The sequence below is a fragment of the Paenarthrobacter sp. NPDC091711 genome (assembly GCF_044756605.1).
In the GTDB taxonomy this organism is placed as follows: domain Bacteria; phylum Actinomycetota; class Actinomycetes; order Actinomycetales; family Micrococcaceae; genus Arthrobacter.
In genome coordinates, this window is the sequence record NZ_JBIVTF010000002.1 from 25,953 (window position 1) to 40,804 (window position 14,852).

A 14,852-nucleotide genomic window follows, 5' to 3' on the forward strand; every position below is an offset into this window, starting at 1 on the left:
ACCACTCACGATGTCAGCGCCGCCACGAGTTCCGTAATGAATCGGCAATGTTCAGCGTTTACGTCTCTTGCCGCCCTTCGCCACCCGTTCCTCGGCTTGATCATGCCTGTATCGCTCGGCCGCGCGCTGGCCCCGGTCCGCCGACATCACCTTTTGGTGCCATTCGCGCTGATACGCCCGACGGGCCGCCGCATCATGTTTCCTGGCCAAGGCTGCCAGTTCGCGTTGCAGCTTCAGGTAGCTGGCCCAACGCCTGTGGTCAAGGGTTTCCTCCGCGAGCGCCTCCTGAACTGCGCATCCTGGCTCTGCTTGATGGGCGCAGTCCGTAAAGCGGCATTTAGAGAAAAGTTCCTCCAGATCGCCGAACATTTCCTCCATTCCCTCGTCCGCATCGAAGAGCCCGAAGCCACGGACCCCCGGCGTGTCCATCAGCACCGAGCCATTGGTCAAAGGCACCAATTCCCTCGAGGTGGTGGTGTGCTTACCCTTGCCGTCGCCGGCCCGCACCGCGCCCGTCTGTTGGACGTTCCTCCCCGCGAGGGCATTAATGAGCGTTGATTTCCCGGCGCCGGAAGGACCCAGCAACACCAGCGTTGCGCCGTGGGGAATGTGTTGCATCAGTTCCTCGAGGCCGTCGCCCTGCTCCGCGGAAGTGGTGACAACATCCACGCCTGCAGCTTGCAGGATGACCTCCCCTACAACATCGTCCGCGAGGTGGGAGAGGTCGGCTTTGGTGATGACCACCAGCGGCGTAGCACCGGAATCCCACGCCGCCACTAACGTCCGTTCGAGTCGGTTGTGCGTCAACGGACGATCCACGGGGACCACAACAGCCACAATGTCGATGTTGCTGCCCAGGATCTGTTCCTCCGAAGAGGCTTCAAACGCGCGCTTACGGCTCAACGCCGAATGCCGGGGCAGGACCTCGACGACGGCGGGCTCACCGGCGCTGTTGTGGCCGAGCCATACCCAGTCCCCCGTAGCGGGTACCAGGCCCTGGGTTGGGTAGGGCAGATGAAGCTGCCCCTCGGCCGATGCTACGAGCACCCGATTCCGGTCCAAGCGCACTACCCTGCCGGGGACGGCGGAGTCCTGGGAATCAGGTGCGGTGTGTGTACTGAAAAGGGCTGCGGTTGAAGCTGTGAAACCGTACTCCACAGGCCCCTGCAATTGTTCTGATGTGGTGCTGAAAAATGGTTCGCTTGAAGAAGCGTAAGTGTTCAATGGAATGCCTCTGATGAGGCCCGGCCGCCTAGTTTTGGCAGGCTGATGCCGGGACAGGAATGGTGGGCTGATGACGGCGCGCCGCAACTGAGTGCGGAGCGCGCAAGGTCTCGGCAATCATCAAATCCACCTCCTCGGCATGCGGGCCGGCAAGTGGTGGGCCGGCAACGTTGTTTAGCGTAGCCAAGACGAGGTGCTCTTGGCTAGGGCTTTAAGTCAGCTTTCCGTTGGCAGGGCGTTCCCGGTGCAAGCGCAGTGCAGTGTCCACCAAGGAGACGCGGTTGAGTTTCTGTACGTCCTCCAGCGGGATCCATGCGGCGTGGGTGGTGCTGCCGTCCACTTCGTGCGTCAGTTCGCCGCCTACGACGCTGGCCTCGTAGACCAGCCTGAGGGCTTGAAAATCCTTCACCGAACCGTCGGGACGGATCTCGCCCGGCCAGTGTCCGACGTCGATACCCAGCATTCGTTCAATACGGGCTTCGTATCCGGTTTCTTCAAAGACTTCACGCCGGCAACCATCCACAGGATGTTCGGCCAGATCCAAGCCTCCACCCGGCAACGTCCAGCCTTCTTTGCCGTCCTGCTTCCAATACGCCAGCAAGATCTTCTCTTCGCGGACAATCACGGCGTAAGCGGCTGGGCGGGTATCGAACTGCAGGGTCATGGAGTCAGCATAATTCCTTGCATCGAGCGCTATGGAAGTTCGGCGGCCTCGATGGGGCCTGCTTCTTCGGGACCAAGGTCCGGCGCCTCGCGAAGTTCGACGACGGTCCCCGGCTTCACGAGTTCAAGCACCTTGATGCTGTTGCGGCCTTCTTTTAGCAACGGAGCGGGTGCGTAGAGGGTCACCTGTGGGCCCTTCTCCCAGTACCTGCCCAGCAGGAAACCGTTGAGCCAAACGAAGCCCTTCCCGGAATCCGGCAATGCGATGTAGGTGTCGGCCGGCTCGGTGACCTCGAAGTCGGCTCCTGCCAAGCCTTCCAGGTCTTCAAGATTCCAGTCGGCGAGCGCCACAGGGGTCTGCGTCCAGTGGAAGGTGTAGCGCTGGTTGACGAGGACACCCCCCAGAATTCCCTTGCCGTGACCCGTCAGGGGCCCGTAATTGATGCGACCGAGGTTTTCCACCAGGATTTCCAGCTTGGCGGCGACGCCTGTGCCTGTAACGGCGAGGCCCTCCGCTCCGGTGACGTCGTCCAGAACCCCGGCGAAGGTGCCGTCCACCCAGATGTAGGCACGGTCGTTGAGCCCGGTGATCTTCAACCGGCTCTGGGTGGGAGCGTCGGCGCGACCGGGAAGAATGGCTTCAGAGGTATAGAGGACCATGCCAGCGTCGAGTCCCAGCTGCTCGAAGCCAAGTGGCTTGACACTGGTGATCGGTGTTCCGGCGGAGCGCACCAACTCCAACAGGTCCGGGCCGTCGCTCAGTGGCAAGGACTGGGCGGGCAGTACGGGAGCGTCAGCCAGCAATTCCGCGGGCAGCTCGGGCAGCTCTTCGATTCCCTGGGCGCGGAAGAACTCCTTGCGGAAGGCATGAAACTTAGGAGTCAGTGCCCCGTTCTCTGCAATGGGCGCATCAGAGTCGTAGCTGGTGACTGTCGGCTGGAGCATGGTGCCATCGTGGTTGCTGCCGGACCCCAGGCCAAAATTCGTTCCCCCGTGGGCCATGTAGACGCAGATCGAGCCACCGAGATCGAGCATCTTGCGGGCCTCCGCGGCGGCGTCTTCGGCGTCCCGGCGGTGATGGTGTTCGCCCCAGTGATCGAACCATCCGCCCCAGAACTCCACGTTGAAGAACGGCTCGCCGGGCCGGCGTCGCTGCCATGTGGCCACCGCTTCGTCGCCCCGGCTTCCCAGCGTTGCCGTCGCCCAGGTTCCCTCTATGGAACCGCCGTCGAGGAAGTAGTCCGTGCCGCCGTCGGCTGTGAAAAGGAGCTCAGTGATGCCGCGGTCCTCCAGGGCACGTCGGTTCCAGCGGATGTACTCGTGATCGTCGCCGTAGCTGCCGTATTCGTTTTCAATTTGCACGGCCACCACCGGACCGCCCTCGGACGCTTGCCGTGAAGCCACGATGGGGAGGAGCTGATCGAACCATTCCTCGATGGCGGCGGTGAACACCGGGTCCATGCAGCGCAGGCCGATGCCGGGAGTGCCGGTCAGCCAAGCGGGGAAGCCGCCATTGTCCCACTCGGCGCAGATATAGGGGCCGGGGCGGACGATGACATCGAGCCCTTCCTCGGCGGCGAGGTCGATGAACCGGCCCAGGTCGCGCCAGTCGCTAAAGTCCGGCGCCTCATCGCGCTTAGGCTGGTGGAAGTTCCAAGCAACGTACGTGTCCACCGTGTTGGCGCCCATCGCTTTGAGTCGACGCAACCGGTCCTGCCATAGGGCCGGGTGAACACGGAAGTAGTGGATGGCTCCGGCGAGGATGCGATACGGTTCACCCGAACGGTAAAGGACAGCGTCACGGTAGCTCAGGAGGGCGTTGTTCACGTGCAACAGATTAGCTCAATTTCCAACATTTATGCACAGGCGATGATCACATGACCAATCTTGATACTTCTCCCGCACAGGAAGTCTGCCCCGCAGCGCCGGAAGGTCAAGGTCCCTGCGTTCAGCTGTGGCCCGAGCGAGAGGTTCCGTTGGGTGGCGTGCGGGCCATGAACGTCATGAGGACATTGCCCCAGCGGGGACTGCCGACCGTAGGCGCTTGGTGCTTTCTGGACAGCTTCGGTCCGGACAGGGTGGCCATGAGCGTACTCCCCCACCCACATTGCGGACTACAAACCGTCACGTGGCCCATGGAAGGGTCAGTGAGGCACCGCGACAGTGTGGGCAGCGATGTTGTGGTCCAGCCGGGTGAGCTGAACATCATGACAGCAGGCCATGGCATCTCACACTCTGAATTTTCAGTCCTCGCGGCCGGTGCCGATGGAGGGTCTGCTGCTCTGGTGGAAGAAATTCCCGTGTCCCGAGGGCTCCAACTGTGGGTTGCACTACCTGAGGAGCACAGGCACCGTGCGCCATCTTTTGAACAAGTGAAGGACCTGCCGGTGGCCGTGGGCGAAGGCTTCAGGGCAACCGTCATGGTGGGAGAATTTGCCGGCCAGCGCTCCCCCGCCACCATGTTCAGCCCCATTGTTGGAGCGGACATCACCGGCACAGGAACCCTTGAACTACCGCTGCGGCCGGACTTTGAGCACGCCGTCCTGGTCCTTGACGGCCACCTCGTCATAGACGGCCAGGACATCGAGGCCGGACCGCTGGCCTACCTGGGCGCCGGAAGGTCCAGCCTCGCGGTCCAGGCGCAGCCGGAAACCCGTTTCATGCTCCTCGGTGGCGAACCCTTCGGTGAAGACCTGCTCATGTGGTGGAACTTCGTGGGCAGGACGCACGAAGAAGTGGAAAAGGCGCGCGAGGAATGGGAAGCCGAAGGACTGCTCGACGACGACGCTGCCGCCACCTCACGCTTTGGCTTCGTCCCGGGCCACGGTCCTGACGCTGGGCCGGAGGCCGGACGCATTCCCGCCCCGCCCCTGCCAGGAGTGAAGCTCCGCCCACGCACCCGCGGCTAGGGGCGCTGCTCGGCCACCAACCGAGGGACACCGAACACGGGATCCTGCTGAAGAATACGAACATCAGTGATCCCATTTTCGGCCAGCTTGGCTCTAAACGCGTCCTGAAGCCGCGGGACGTTCATGCCGAGTCCGCTTCCGAGGATCACCGGACCGTCGAGGCCCAGCTGGCGGACGGCTTGTTCGGCGAGGTCAGCCAGGTCGCGTCCCGCTTGCTCCACGAGGGCCGTGCTGACTTCGTCGCCAGCGTCGGCTGCTTCCACCACCAGCCGGGCCTGCTGCGCCCAAAAACGGCGCCCGGTGTCCGGTGAATGGAACAGCGCTATCAGCTTGCCGGGTTCGTCAACACCCACGGAGTCCAAGAGTGCACGGCTGAGCTGATCAGCCTCCAAACCTTGGTTCATCCGGCGCAGGCTGTGGCGCACCGCTTCGCGCCCCAACCAGTAACCGCTTCCTTCGTCGCCCAGGAGGTAGCCCCAGCCGCCCGCGCGAGCTTCCTCGCCGGCGTCGTTCCTGCCCCACGCGGCTGAGCCGGTGCCGGCGATGACTGCTACGCCCGTGCTCGCTCCCCCGGCCGCCAACAGAAGGCGTGAATCGTGGACCACAGTGATGCGCGCACCGGGCGCATGGGGTGCGATGAGGTCTGCGAGCGCTTGGGCGTCTTCGTCGGTATCGATCCCACCGGCACCGGCGTACACCTGGTCAATGTGGCCGCCACCGATCTTCCCGAACAACTCAGCAAGGTTCGCTGCGGCCACCTCACGGCTCACGTTCTGGACATTGGAGCTGCCAGCGCTCTGGTCACTAACCGGAGACCCGTCCTCGAACCGCACGCCGCGGGTTTTGGTGCCGCCGATGTCGAGCCCTATGACGGTGCCGCTCACGACTTTCAGAGGGGCGTGGGAATGCTGGACAGAGTCAGGATTGTTCACCGTGAAAGACTAGCTTGGAGCGTCCGGAGGAGAAACCGCACATGCCCGAATCCTTTTTTGGTACACCGTTTATTGCAGCTCCCATGGCCGGCGGAACGTCCACGCCGGCGTTGGTGAAGGCAGTTCATGAGGGTGGCGGGCTGGGATTCATAGCCGCCGGCTACAAGAGCCCCGAAGCCATGATTGCCGAAATAGCTGCCACGCGGGAGTTCAAGGTCCCGTTTGGCATGAATGTGTTCGTACCGGATGCACGTCAGCTCCCGCCACGTCCTGAAGCCCGGGCGCAGATTGAGGCATACCGGGCCGAATTGGAACCTGAGGCAGCCCGCTACGGCGTGACCCTTCCTCCCCTGCGGCTGGATGACGACGACGCGTGGCAGGACAAGATCGACGCCCTGCTGGCCGACCCAGTGGAGTTTGTGAGCTTCGCCTTTGGCCTCCCGGGAAAGCCGGTGGTCCATGCACTACAGAAGGCGGGCAGCCGGGTTATTTCCAGCGTCACCACTGTTGAAGAAGCTCTGGCTGCTGCGGAGGAGGGGCCTGACGCCCTTGCGGTGCAGCACAGTTCCGCGGGCGGACACACGGCAGCTTTCCTCCCCGGCCGGCCCGGACCAGCAGCCAACACGACGGCGGAGCTGGTGGCCCAGGTGCGTGGCGCCGTCGGACTTCCGCTCATTGCGGCAGGCGCCATCATGGACAATTCCGGCCTGCGTGAAGTGCTGGCAGCGGGTGCGGAGGCCGCGCAGGTGGGTACCGCCTTGGTGCGCACCGAAGAGAGCGGTGCACGGAAGCCACACAAGGACGCCCTCGGCGATCCGGCTTTTACGGAGACGGCACTGACCCGGGCTTTCACGGGACGATGGGCCCGTTCCCTGGTTAACGACTTCGTCCGGGACCACCGGGACGCGCCGGAAGGCTATCCCGCGATCCACCATCTCACCAGCCCTGTCCGGGGTGCAGCATCTGCTGCCGGAGATCCCCACCGCCTCAACCTATGGGCCGGGACAGGCTGGCAGCAGGCCAGAGGAGGATCCGCGACGGACGTGGTCATGGGGTTCCTGAACGGGCTCTGACGAGTTCGGCGAGCAATTCCCCGCCCTCATTGACCACGAGTTCGCGGAACAGCTTCACGGCGTCCGGCTCAAAGCTTCGCTCCCGCCAGGCAAGACCGATCTGCCGGAAGGCCAGGTCCGATTCGATGGCTACTTCCACGAGCCCGAGTTCGGCCTTCGGAAGGAACTGCCCTGTCCCGGACCCGGGTCCTGCCGGGGGCAGGATGCTGAACCCCAGCCCGGCGGAGACCAGGCCACGGGCCGAGGTGGACTCCTGGACTTCAAAGGCAATCCGCGGACGAAAGCCGGCTTCCCGCAGCAGCGCCTCACCCAGCGCCCGCAGCCCCACTCCCTCGGGAAGGGTGATGTAGGGCTCGTGCCGGAGCTCGGAGAGGTGCACGCTGTTCCGTTCCGCCAAGGGATGCCTGTAGTGCAGCACGGCTCGCAAGGGTTCCCGGTACAGCGGCATGGCGTGAATGCCCCGCCCTTCCGGGGCGATGGGTGCTGTCAACGCGAAGTCCATGTCCCCGTTGGCCAGTTGCGTCAGGCAATCGTCGCGAGGACCCTGCCAGAATTCGAAAACAGTGTGTGGGTGGCGGCCGCGGAAGGCGCTGATGAGCAGGGGCAGTGTCGCTTCACCGAAGGTGTGTTGGAAGGAGACCCCGATGCGCCCCCGGACCACGTCCGATTCGTGCCGTACCCTGTCCAACCCGGCCTGGAAATCCTGCAGTGCTGCCTCGATATAGGGCAACAGGGTCCGGGCTGCAGGGGTCAGCCGGATGCCCCTGCCATCCCGGATCAGCAGGTCCATGCCCACTATGGCGCTAGCCCTGGCCACAGCCCGGCTCACAGTTGACTGTGGAACGCCGAGGATTTCCGCTGTTTCAGTCATATGTTCCGTGCGGCCAAGTTCGGCAAGGACTGGCAGCAACGGGAGTAGCTGAACGAGTTGGTGATGATCCGGCTCCACTGCATTCCTTCGCTGGTGATTCATGCTTCTGTGCATCAATCCTAGATGACCTATGCATTGGAATAAGGAGTTCGCGCCGTCCTAATCTGACTCGGTGAGCAAAGCAATTTCCGTAGCCAGCACCGAATTCTGGGATGGCCATGCCAAAGGCTCCAGGGGCTACAGCCGCGTCCTGGCAGCGCTGGCCCTTGCCGGCGTCGCGACTTTCGCGCAGTTGTACTCAACCCAGGCCGTGCTTCCACTCATGGCAGCTGACCTGAAGATCACTGCAGCCGAAGCCGCGCTGAGCATTTCCCTTGCCACTGTGGGTCTGGCTGCCACCGTACTTCCATGGTCCTTCCTGGCGGACAGGATTGGCCGGGTCCGCGCCATGGCCCTTGGCATCGCCATCGCCACATTGTTGGGATTACTGGTGCCCCTTGCGCCCACCGTGCCCGTGCTGTTGGGACTGCGGACCTTGGAAGGCATGGCCTTGGGCGGCATCCCCGCAATCGCCATCGCTTACCTCAACGAGGAAGTCACCAAAGTCCACACAGCCCTCGCAGCGGGCACCTACGTTGCCGGAACCACCCTGGGCGGATTGGCCGGGCGCCTGGTGGCCGGGCCCGTTGGAGAACTATGGGGATGGCGCGCCGCAGCCCTGGCGGTATCCCTGCTGGCCACGGTCTCAGCTGTCCTGTTCCTGGTGCTTGTTCCCAAGCAACGCAGGTTCAGTCCAGCCCCTGTTTTGGGACTGCGCGGAGCTCTCCGGACCCTTGGTGGGCACTCAAGCAATCCCAAGCTGTTGTCCCTCTACTTGCAGGCGTTCCTGCTCATGGGTGGCTTCGTGGCCGTCTATAACTACCTTGGCTTCCGTTTGCACGCAGAACCCTTTGGGCTTCCTGCCACCGTCGTCAGCCTCATTTTCCTGGCGTACTTGTCCGGGACGGTCAGTTCGCGCTGGGCAGCGGGCCTGACCACCAGGTTTGGCCGGCGGAACGTCCTGGTGGCAGGTATCGCCATTATGTCGGCAGGTTTGGCAATGACGTTGGTGGAGAACCTGGCAGCCACCTTAGTGGGGCTGGTGATCTTCACCGGCGGTTTCTTCGCCGCCCATAGCGTTGGTTCAGGGTGGACCGGGGCCATCGCCACAACAGGCAGGGCGCAAGCAGCGTCCTTGTACAACCTGTCCTACTACCTGGGTTCCAGCGTCATTGGTTGGGCGGGCGGCCTTGCCTTTCAGGCATTTGGCTGGACGGCTTTGGCGTTGAGCGTGATCGCGCTGTCTTGCACGACGGCGGCAGTCACCTTGATAGTTCACCGATCACCGCGCCACCCCCGCTGATTTCGCCCTATCTGCCCCTACAATCGGAGGCATGACACAGGTCACGAAAAGCCGGGAGCTGTCGTCGCCGGAGCGTTTGCAGGCGTTTACGGATGCCGTGGTGGCGATTGCTTTGACGTTGTTGATCCTGCCGCTCATGGAAAGCGTGGGAGAACTTGCCGACCATGACGGCACAACGGCTCAGTGGTTGGCTGAGGAACAGTATGCCTTGCTCGGCTTTGTCCTCAGCTTCATCCTCATCGCAGTGTTTTGGGTGCACCACCACAAGCTGTTTCGCAGCGTCAAGCGGGTTGATTCGGGCTTGCTGTGGTTAACGGTGGCATGGATGTTCACCATTGTGGTGATGCCCGTGGCCACATCGCTCTCCACCCAGATGACGTCCGACTGGGCACAGCCCCTCGTCTATATAGGCACCTTGTTCGCCACCAGCCTGATGCTTCTTTTGGCCCGCATCTATCTTCGGTCCCACGCTGACCTCCACGACATGGCTGACTATGACGCCGTGATGGGCATTCGAGCGAGTTGGATCGTTTCCGGGCTCTTCCTTGCTGCGCTCGTTCTGGCCGTTGTCATTCCCGGTGCAGGAAACTGGCCTCTGCTGTTGATGCTCCTCAGCGAACCGCTCCAACGGTTGGACCGGCGACGAGGTAGCCGCTCGCCCGCGAAACGATAGTCACCTGAAGAATTGACCGCATAAGATGGTTGAAAGGCAATTTCAGGAGGATCCGTGAGCAACCCCACGAAGAATGTTCGGTCAACCACGGGCAGCGCAGAGCCTCTGGACGCGATCGATGAGCGGATTCTCGCAGCGTTGGTGGACGACGCCCGCATATCCAACAAGCAATTGGCTGAACTTGTGGGGATCGCCCCCTCCACGGCCCTGATGCGTACCAGGGCACTCTCCGAACGCGGAATCATTGAAGGCTTCGAGGCCGTGTTGAGTCTGCCGGCCATCGGCCGCTCTGTTCAGGCCCTCATCGCTGTACGCCTGCGAGCCCATGACCGGGACCAGATTGACCGCTTCACGGCGCGCGTCCCCAAGCTTCCGGCGGTCATTTCCACGTTCCACACCACCGGCTCCGTGGATTACCTTCTCCATATTGCAGTGGCCAACACGGACGACCTCCGCAACTGGCTCCTGGACAACCTCGCCACCGACCCCGTGGTGGGTCACACCGAGACCACTATGGTCTTCCAGCACATCCCCGGCAACCGGGGACCGTTGCCCGAGTAGGCGGCTTTCAGCCCCGCAGGGCCTTCCGAAGAGACACTGCCGCGAGCGCCAGGGCTGCCACGCCGCACAAAGCGGTGAAAACCACGACGGCGGCCTGCAGGCCGAGTGCCGTGACAGCCAGTCCCAGCCCAATCACCGGAACAGCACTGCCCAAGTAGGTGATGACGTAGACGGTGCTGATGACTTGGGCGTGTCGTGCCGCTTCCACCTTGCCGGCAACCTCGTTGAAGACCTGCCGGAAGGCAATCCCTTGACCTGCCCCTGCCGTGATGCAGGCAGTCACCAGCAGCCAAGGGCTGGACCACGCTGCCGCGGCACCCACCAGAACCACGGAGACGCCCAGCACGCCAAGGGACACAGGTACAACGAAGCGGCCGCGGGCACCCAGTAGCTGGCTCAAGGCTGACGCCCCCAAAGTGAGGCCGGCAAGGAGGCCAATGAGAGGCCTGGAATCTACGTGGACCACACCGGCGAAATAACCCGGCGCCAAGGACAGGCAGAAGCCAAACACCGAAAAGCTGAGGAATCCGGTAGCGGCAGCCATCCAGAATGCTCCGCGGGCATCCCGTGAGATGGATGGCTTTCTGGGGGCAAGGACCTTGAGGGGTTTCGGGCCTTCCGCCGGAGCGATGGCAGGCCTTGCCTTGAGGAGCCACAGAGGAATAAGGGCCGCTATCAACACCGCCGAATGGACGTAGTACGGGGTACGCGTGGGGTCCGGCAAAAGCGACAAGACGCCACCGATTGCGGGGCCGGCCGCTACGCCTCCGGCTGAGGAAAGCAGCGTAAAACGGGAAGCCCAGTCGGGCCGTTGGGGAAGCAGTTCGCGCAGTGCCGCGGAACTGGCTCCCGTGGCGAGTCCAACGGCCACGCCCTGCAGCGCCCGGCCCAGGGACAGCGAGACCAGAGAATCCGCGTTCGCGAAGATCACCCCGCCTGCCAGGCCAACCAGCACAGCAAGGACCAGTGCTGCCCTCCGCCCGATGTGGTCCGACCAATGACCCGCCACCATGAGGACCGCTATCAAAGCAAGGACGTAGCTCGAGAAGGCAACAGTGACGCCCAGCGAGGACATGCCAAGACGGGACTGGAGCAAGGGATACAACGGAGTGGCGAGGTTGGCGCCGACCAGCAGCGTAAAGATCACCACTCCGGCCAGGACCAGCCGTGCGGTGGTGGAGGCATCCCATCCCCAGCGATCGGCGGTAGCCGGACGCATGCGGAGTTCGCTCAAGACAGTCATTTCATTGCCTTCGGGCTAGGTGGCCGGGCTGCAGATTTCCTTGTGGGAAGCGCAACCCCGCTCACTGTTGATGGCAACAGAATGCAATGGCGCTGATCTCAAAGAGCCATAGGGATGCAAGAATTGAGCAAAATACTCAAAGTATTACGAGCCAAGTGAGCTGGAGTGACCATTTGAACACCCTTGACCCCATGGACCTGAAGATCCTCCTGGAACTCATCAAGGATCCCCGCATCCAGATCGCCGAGCTAAGCGACGAACTGGGCATAGCGCGCAACACGGCCCAAAGCAGGGTCAAGCGCCTTCTCCGGTCCGGGGTGCTTCATGCTGCGGGACGGGAAGTGGACCTCGAAAAGGTGGGTTACGACGTCGTAGCCTTCGTCACGATTGAAGTCACCCACCGGGAACTCGACGGCGTCATCGGCGCCTTGCGCCTGATTCCCCAGGTGCTGGAGGTCCATGAAATTTCCGGTCGCGGTGACCTGTGGTGCCGGGTAGTAGCAACGGATACCCATAACCTGCAGTCAGCCTTGCGCTCAGTGCTACGCACCAAGGGAGTCATCAGGACCGAAACCGTGCTGGCACTGCACACCCATATCCCCTACCGCACTGAGCCGCTCATCGGCAGAATGGCGGCCACTCCAACACGGTCCAGGCAGGAGGCCAGGAGCGCCGGTCCCGGCGTCTGAACGCACTAGGATTTCATGCATGGATTGGCTCTCACACATCTCCCAGATCAACTGGCTTGCCGTACTTCTGGCTTTCGTTTCAAGCATGGTGATCGGCTTCGTCTGGTACATGCCGGCCGTCCTTGGCCGCAGGTGGATGCAGGCGATCGGCAAAACCGAAGACGACCTCAAGAACATAGAAGGCGGAGCAGGCATCTGGGTTCCCATGATGGTGGCAGCGGCCGTGACCAGCATTCTCCTCGCTGTCCTCATCAGCGCCCTGGAACTCAACACCTTCCTTGCCGGCGGCTTCTTCGCGTTGATCGTCGCCTTGGTATTCCGTGCCGGCGGCCATGTCATTCACAATGGTTTCGCCGGGCGGCCATCCGCAGTGACCCTCATCGACTCCGGCCACGACCTCGTGGCCATGGTCATTGCGGGCGCCATCATCGGAGCCATGCAGTAGCGTTCAACCAGTGACCATCATCGATAACGCCGTATATGTGGACGGCGTCCGCACTGCCACCCCTCAAAACCTCGAACAGACGTTTGAGACGCTGTCAGAACACGGCGGCATGGCGTGGATCGGGCTGTATCGTCCCACCAAGGACGAGATGGCCGCCGTTGCCCAGGAATTCGGGCTTCACGATCTCGCCGTGGAGGACGCCGTCTCAGCGCACCAGCGGCCCAAGCTGGAGCGCTACGACCACAACCTCTTTACGGTCCTCCGGCCGGCCCGCTACCTCGATGAGACCGAGACGGTGGAATTCGGCGAACTCCACGTCTTTACCGGACCAAACTTTGTGGTGACCATCCGGCACGCTGAAACCGGTGGGGTTGCCAGGGTCCGCCACCGGCTGGAAACACGTCCTGACCTCCTCTGCCATGGGCCTGAAGCCGTGCTCTACGCTCTCCTGGACCAGGTGGTGGATGATTACGCCCCCGTAGTGGCAGGGCTTGAAAACGACATTGATGAGATCGAAGACCAGCTCTTTAGCGGCGACAGCACAGTGTCGCGCCGCATTTACGAGCTATCCCGTGAAGTGATCCAGTTCCAGCGGGCCATCCAGCCCCTCCCGGACATGATGGCGCTTCTGGAGAAGGGCTTTGAGAAGTATGGCGTGGACATCGAATTGCAGCGCTCCCTCCGCGACGTAGAGGACCACGTGCAGCGCGTCATCTCCCGCGTGAACTCCTTCCGGGATCTGTTGCAGAATGCCCTCACCCTGGATGGCACGCTGACAGCCAACCGACAGAACGAGGCCAGCGCCGCCCAGAACGAGCAGGTCAAGAAGATCTCATCCTGGGCTGCCATCCTTTTCGCCCCGTCCTTCGTAGCGGGCGTCTACGGTATGAACTTCGACCATATGCCTGAGCTGCATTGGGATTTCGGTTATCCCCTTGCCGTGGGTCTGATGTTTGGCGCCGCCGTGCTCATGTACGTCATCTTCAAACGCAAAGGATGGCTGTGACGCCCTTCGGACCTCCCCGCAAACAGCGGGACACCGCAAGGACTTTGCTTGAGGCCATGGCGCGCGACGCCGTCCGGTCCGGTTTTGAGCTTGAACCCAGTCAGCGGCAAGCAGCCCAGCGGTTGGCCACCTTTGGTGCCCAGCTGACCGGCCGCCGTCGGGCGCTTCCACGAAAGACGACGCGAAGCCTCTACCTTCACGGACCGGTGGGCCGCGGAAAAACGTGGCTGATGGACAGCTTCTACGGTCGGCTTGAGGCACGGAAACGGCGTGTCCACTTTCACGATTTTTTCCGTAGGCTTCATGGCGGCACCCATGGGTTGGACTCAGGCAACGGCACGGCGATCCAGCAGTCGGTGGACGCCGTCCTGAACGATGTTGACGTGTTGTTCTTTGACGAGTTCCACGTCCACGACATCGGCGACGGCATGTTCATTTCCCGCCTGCTCCGGACAGCCGCGCAGCGCCGGGTTGTTTTGGTAGTCACCTCCAATTACGCGCCGGATGACCTCCTGCCCAATCCCCTCTGGCATGAGCATTTCCTGCCCACCATCGAGGCCATCAAGGACATGATGGACGTGGTGGAAATCAACGGCGACTCGGATTTTCGCCGCTATCCGACGCCGGGAACACACCCCTCCACCGGGGCCGGGGCCTTCCGATCAGGACGCATCATCTCCCCCGGCGCACCCGGACAATTGGGGCGCCTCGGCCTCTTCCGGCCAACGCCATCCCAGGGCCGTGTATTGCAGCCGACTACCCAGCCGATGGTGGTCAAGAACTCCGACCCGGACCTTTTGTGGGTTGGATTTGAGGAACTGTGCGGTGGGTTAACCTCGACGTCTGACTTTCTGGTCCTGGCCGGAATGTTCAGGACGTGGGTCATTGACGACGTTCCATCGCCAACAGATGCTGATGCTGCATCCGCGCCTGCCTGGCAACGGTTCAGCAACGTGGTGGATGTGCTCTACGACCAGGACATCACCTTGTTCTTGATCGGCAACGGACCCCTCGACTTCGACGTTGAGGGAAGCGGGAACGTGCTGCCCGTGGATCTCGCACGCATCGCCAGCCGTTTATCCCTGCTCAGGCGTTCCCATCCGGACGAAGAACTGGAACGCGAAGAGGCCGCTGGAAGCTAAGCTTCCAACGGCCTCCTGA

Annotated in this window: 15 protein-coding genes; 9 read left to right on the forward strand and 6 right to left on the reverse strand. The window is 62.5% G+C overall.

The genetic code is table 11. From position 1 onward, the window contains the following. Nucleotides 1-51: 51 nt before the first annotated feature. The 3 genes from rsgA to ACIQH5_RS03405 form a co-directional block, all read right to left on the reverse strand. Entirely contained in the window at nt 52-1,224 is a 1,173-nt protein-coding gene (gene rsgA / locus ACIQH5_RS03395) for a ribosome small subunit-dependent GTPase A (RefSeq protein ID WP_400400291.1), read from the reverse strand. 211 nt (nt 1,225-1,435) lie between these two features. Further along, nucleotides 1,436-1,888 carry an NUDIX hydrolase gene (locus ACIQH5_RS03400; RefSeq protein WP_400400293.1) on the reverse strand — a complete coding sequence of 151 codons (453 nt, stop codon included), beginning with the start codon at nt 1,886-1,888 and terminating at the stop codon, nt 1,436-1,438. 29 nt (nt 1,889-1,917) lie between these two features. After that, complete coding sequence (locus ACIQH5_RS03405; protein WP_400400295.1) at nt 1,918-3,714, reverse strand: beta-galactosidase family protein; 1,797 nt, start codon at nt 3,712-3,714, stop codon at nt 1,918-1,920. A 50-nt stretch (nt 3,715-3,764) separates the two neighbouring features. Between ACIQH5_RS03405 and ACIQH5_RS03410 the strand changes: the two genes are divergently transcribed. Then, a complete protein-coding gene (locus ACIQH5_RS03410) occupies nt 3,765-4,796 on the forward strand; it encodes a pirin family protein (RefSeq protein WP_400400297.1) in 1,032 nt (343 codons plus the stop codon). On the opposite strand, the gene ACIQH5_RS03415 is transcribed toward ACIQH5_RS03410, so the two are convergent. Then, nucleotides 4,793-5,728 carry an N-acetylglucosamine kinase gene (locus ACIQH5_RS03415; protein ID WP_400400299.1) on the reverse strand — a complete coding sequence of 312 codons (936 nt, stop codon included), beginning with the start codon at nt 5,726-5,728 and terminating at the stop codon, nt 4,793-4,795. The two genes, ACIQH5_RS03410 and ACIQH5_RS03415, sit on opposite strands and share 4 nt — an antisense overlap. Before the next feature lie 41 nt (nt 5,729-5,769). On the opposite strand from ACIQH5_RS03415, the gene ACIQH5_RS03420 reads away from it, so the two are divergent. Further along, a complete protein-coding gene (locus ACIQH5_RS03420; protein ID WP_400400301.1) occupies nt 5,770-6,801 on the forward strand; it encodes a nitronate monooxygenase in 1,032 nt (343 codons plus the stop codon). Here ACIQH5_RS03420 and ACIQH5_RS03425 read toward each other — a convergent pair. Then, nucleotides 6,776-7,750, reverse strand: coding sequence for a LysR family transcriptional regulator (locus tag ACIQH5_RS03425; RefSeq protein ID WP_400401067.1), 975 nt, complete (start codon nt 7,748-7,750; stop codon nt 6,776-6,778). The genes ACIQH5_RS03420 and ACIQH5_RS03425 overlap by 26 nt on opposite strands. A gap of 94 nt (nt 7,751-7,844) precedes the next feature. Between ACIQH5_RS03425 and ACIQH5_RS03430 the strand changes: the two genes are divergently transcribed. Genes ACIQH5_RS03430 through ACIQH5_RS03440 form a run of 3 tightly spaced genes read left to right on the forward strand, consistent with a single transcriptional unit; the run spans nt 7,845 to nt 10,308 of the window. Next, a complete protein-coding gene (locus ACIQH5_RS03430) occupies nt 7,845-9,074 on the forward strand; it encodes an MFS transporter (protein WP_400400303.1) in 1,230 nt (409 codons plus the stop codon). A gap of 31 nt (nt 9,075-9,105) precedes the next feature. Continuing rightward, nucleotides 9,106-9,747, forward strand: a complete 642-nt coding sequence (locus ACIQH5_RS03435) for a TMEM175 family protein (protein WP_400400305.1) — start codon at nt 9,106-9,108, stop codon at nt 9,745-9,747. 54 nt (nt 9,748-9,801) lie between these two features. Further along, nucleotides 9,802-10,308 (forward strand): Lrp/AsnC family transcriptional regulator, encoded by a 507-nt coding sequence (locus tag ACIQH5_RS03440; protein WP_024817495.1) that lies wholly within the window; start codon nt 9,802-9,804, stop codon nt 10,306-10,308. Nucleotides 10,309-10,315: 7 nt separating this feature from the next. On the opposite strand, the gene ACIQH5_RS03445 is transcribed toward ACIQH5_RS03440, so the two are convergent. Beyond that, on the reverse strand, nt 10,316-11,551 hold the full coding sequence (locus tag ACIQH5_RS03445) for an MFS transporter (RefSeq protein WP_400400307.1): 1,236 nt from the start codon (nt 11,549-11,551) through the stop codon (nt 10,316-10,318). A gap of 173 nt (nt 11,552-11,724) precedes the next feature. On the opposite strand from ACIQH5_RS03445, the gene ACIQH5_RS03450 reads away from it, so the two are divergent. From ACIQH5_RS03450 to zapE, 4 genes are read left to right on the forward strand one after another with little or no spacing between them, the layout of a single operon-like run. Beyond that, nucleotides 11,725-12,240 (forward strand): Lrp/AsnC family transcriptional regulator, encoded by a 516-nt coding sequence (locus ACIQH5_RS03450; protein ID WP_400400309.1) that lies wholly within the window; start codon nt 11,725-11,727, stop codon nt 12,238-12,240. 19 nt (nt 12,241-12,259) lie between these two features. Continuing rightward, complete coding sequence (locus ACIQH5_RS03455; protein WP_400400311.1) at nt 12,260-12,685, forward strand: DUF1761 domain-containing protein; 426 nt, start codon at nt 12,260-12,262, stop codon at nt 12,683-12,685. A gap of 10 nt (nt 12,686-12,695) precedes the next feature. Next, the gene (gene corA / locus ACIQH5_RS03460; protein WP_400400313.1) at nt 12,696-13,691 is read left to right on the forward strand and encodes a magnesium/cobalt transporter CorA; all 996 of its coding nucleotides are present in this window, start codon (nt 12,696-12,698) and stop codon (nt 13,689-13,691) included. Next, nucleotides 13,682-14,833 (forward strand): cell division protein ZapE, encoded by a 1,152-nt coding sequence (gene zapE, locus ACIQH5_RS03465; protein WP_400400315.1) that lies wholly within the window; start codon nt 13,682-13,684, stop codon nt 14,831-14,833. The genes corA and zapE overlap by 10 nt, the downstream gene beginning before the upstream one ends. The last annotated feature ends 19 nt before the right edge of the window (nt 14,834-14,852 follow it).

Bases quoted from the DNA above. Each gene is read 5' to 3' on its own strand.
- ACIQH5_RS03400 (WP_400400293.1), bottom strand. From the start codon at position 1,888: ATGACCCTGCAGTTCGATACCCGCCCAGCCGCTTACGCCGTGATTGTC.
- ACIQH5_RS03410 (WP_400400297.1), top strand. From the start codon at position 3,765: ATGACCAATCTTGATACTTCTCCCGCACAGGAAGTCTGCCCCGCAGCG.
- ACIQH5_RS03420 (WP_400400301.1), top strand. From the start codon at position 5,770: ATGCCCGAATCCTTTTTTGGTACACCGTTTATTGCAGCTCCCATGGCC.
- ACIQH5_RS03435 (WP_400400305.1), top strand. From the start codon at position 9,106: ATGACACAGGTCACGAAAAGCCGGGAGCTGTCGTCGCCGGAGCGTTTG.
- ACIQH5_RS03445 (WP_400400307.1), bottom strand. From the start codon at position 11,551: ATGACTGTCTTGAGCGAACTCCGCATGCGTCCGGCTACCGCCGATCGC.
- ACIQH5_RS03455 (WP_400400311.1), top strand. From the start codon at position 12,260: ATGGATTGGCTCTCACACATCTCCCAGATCAACTGGCTTGCCGTACTT.
- zapE (WP_400400315.1), top strand. From the start codon at position 13,682: ATGGCTGTGACGCCCTTCGGACCTCCCCGCAAACAGCGGGACACCGCA.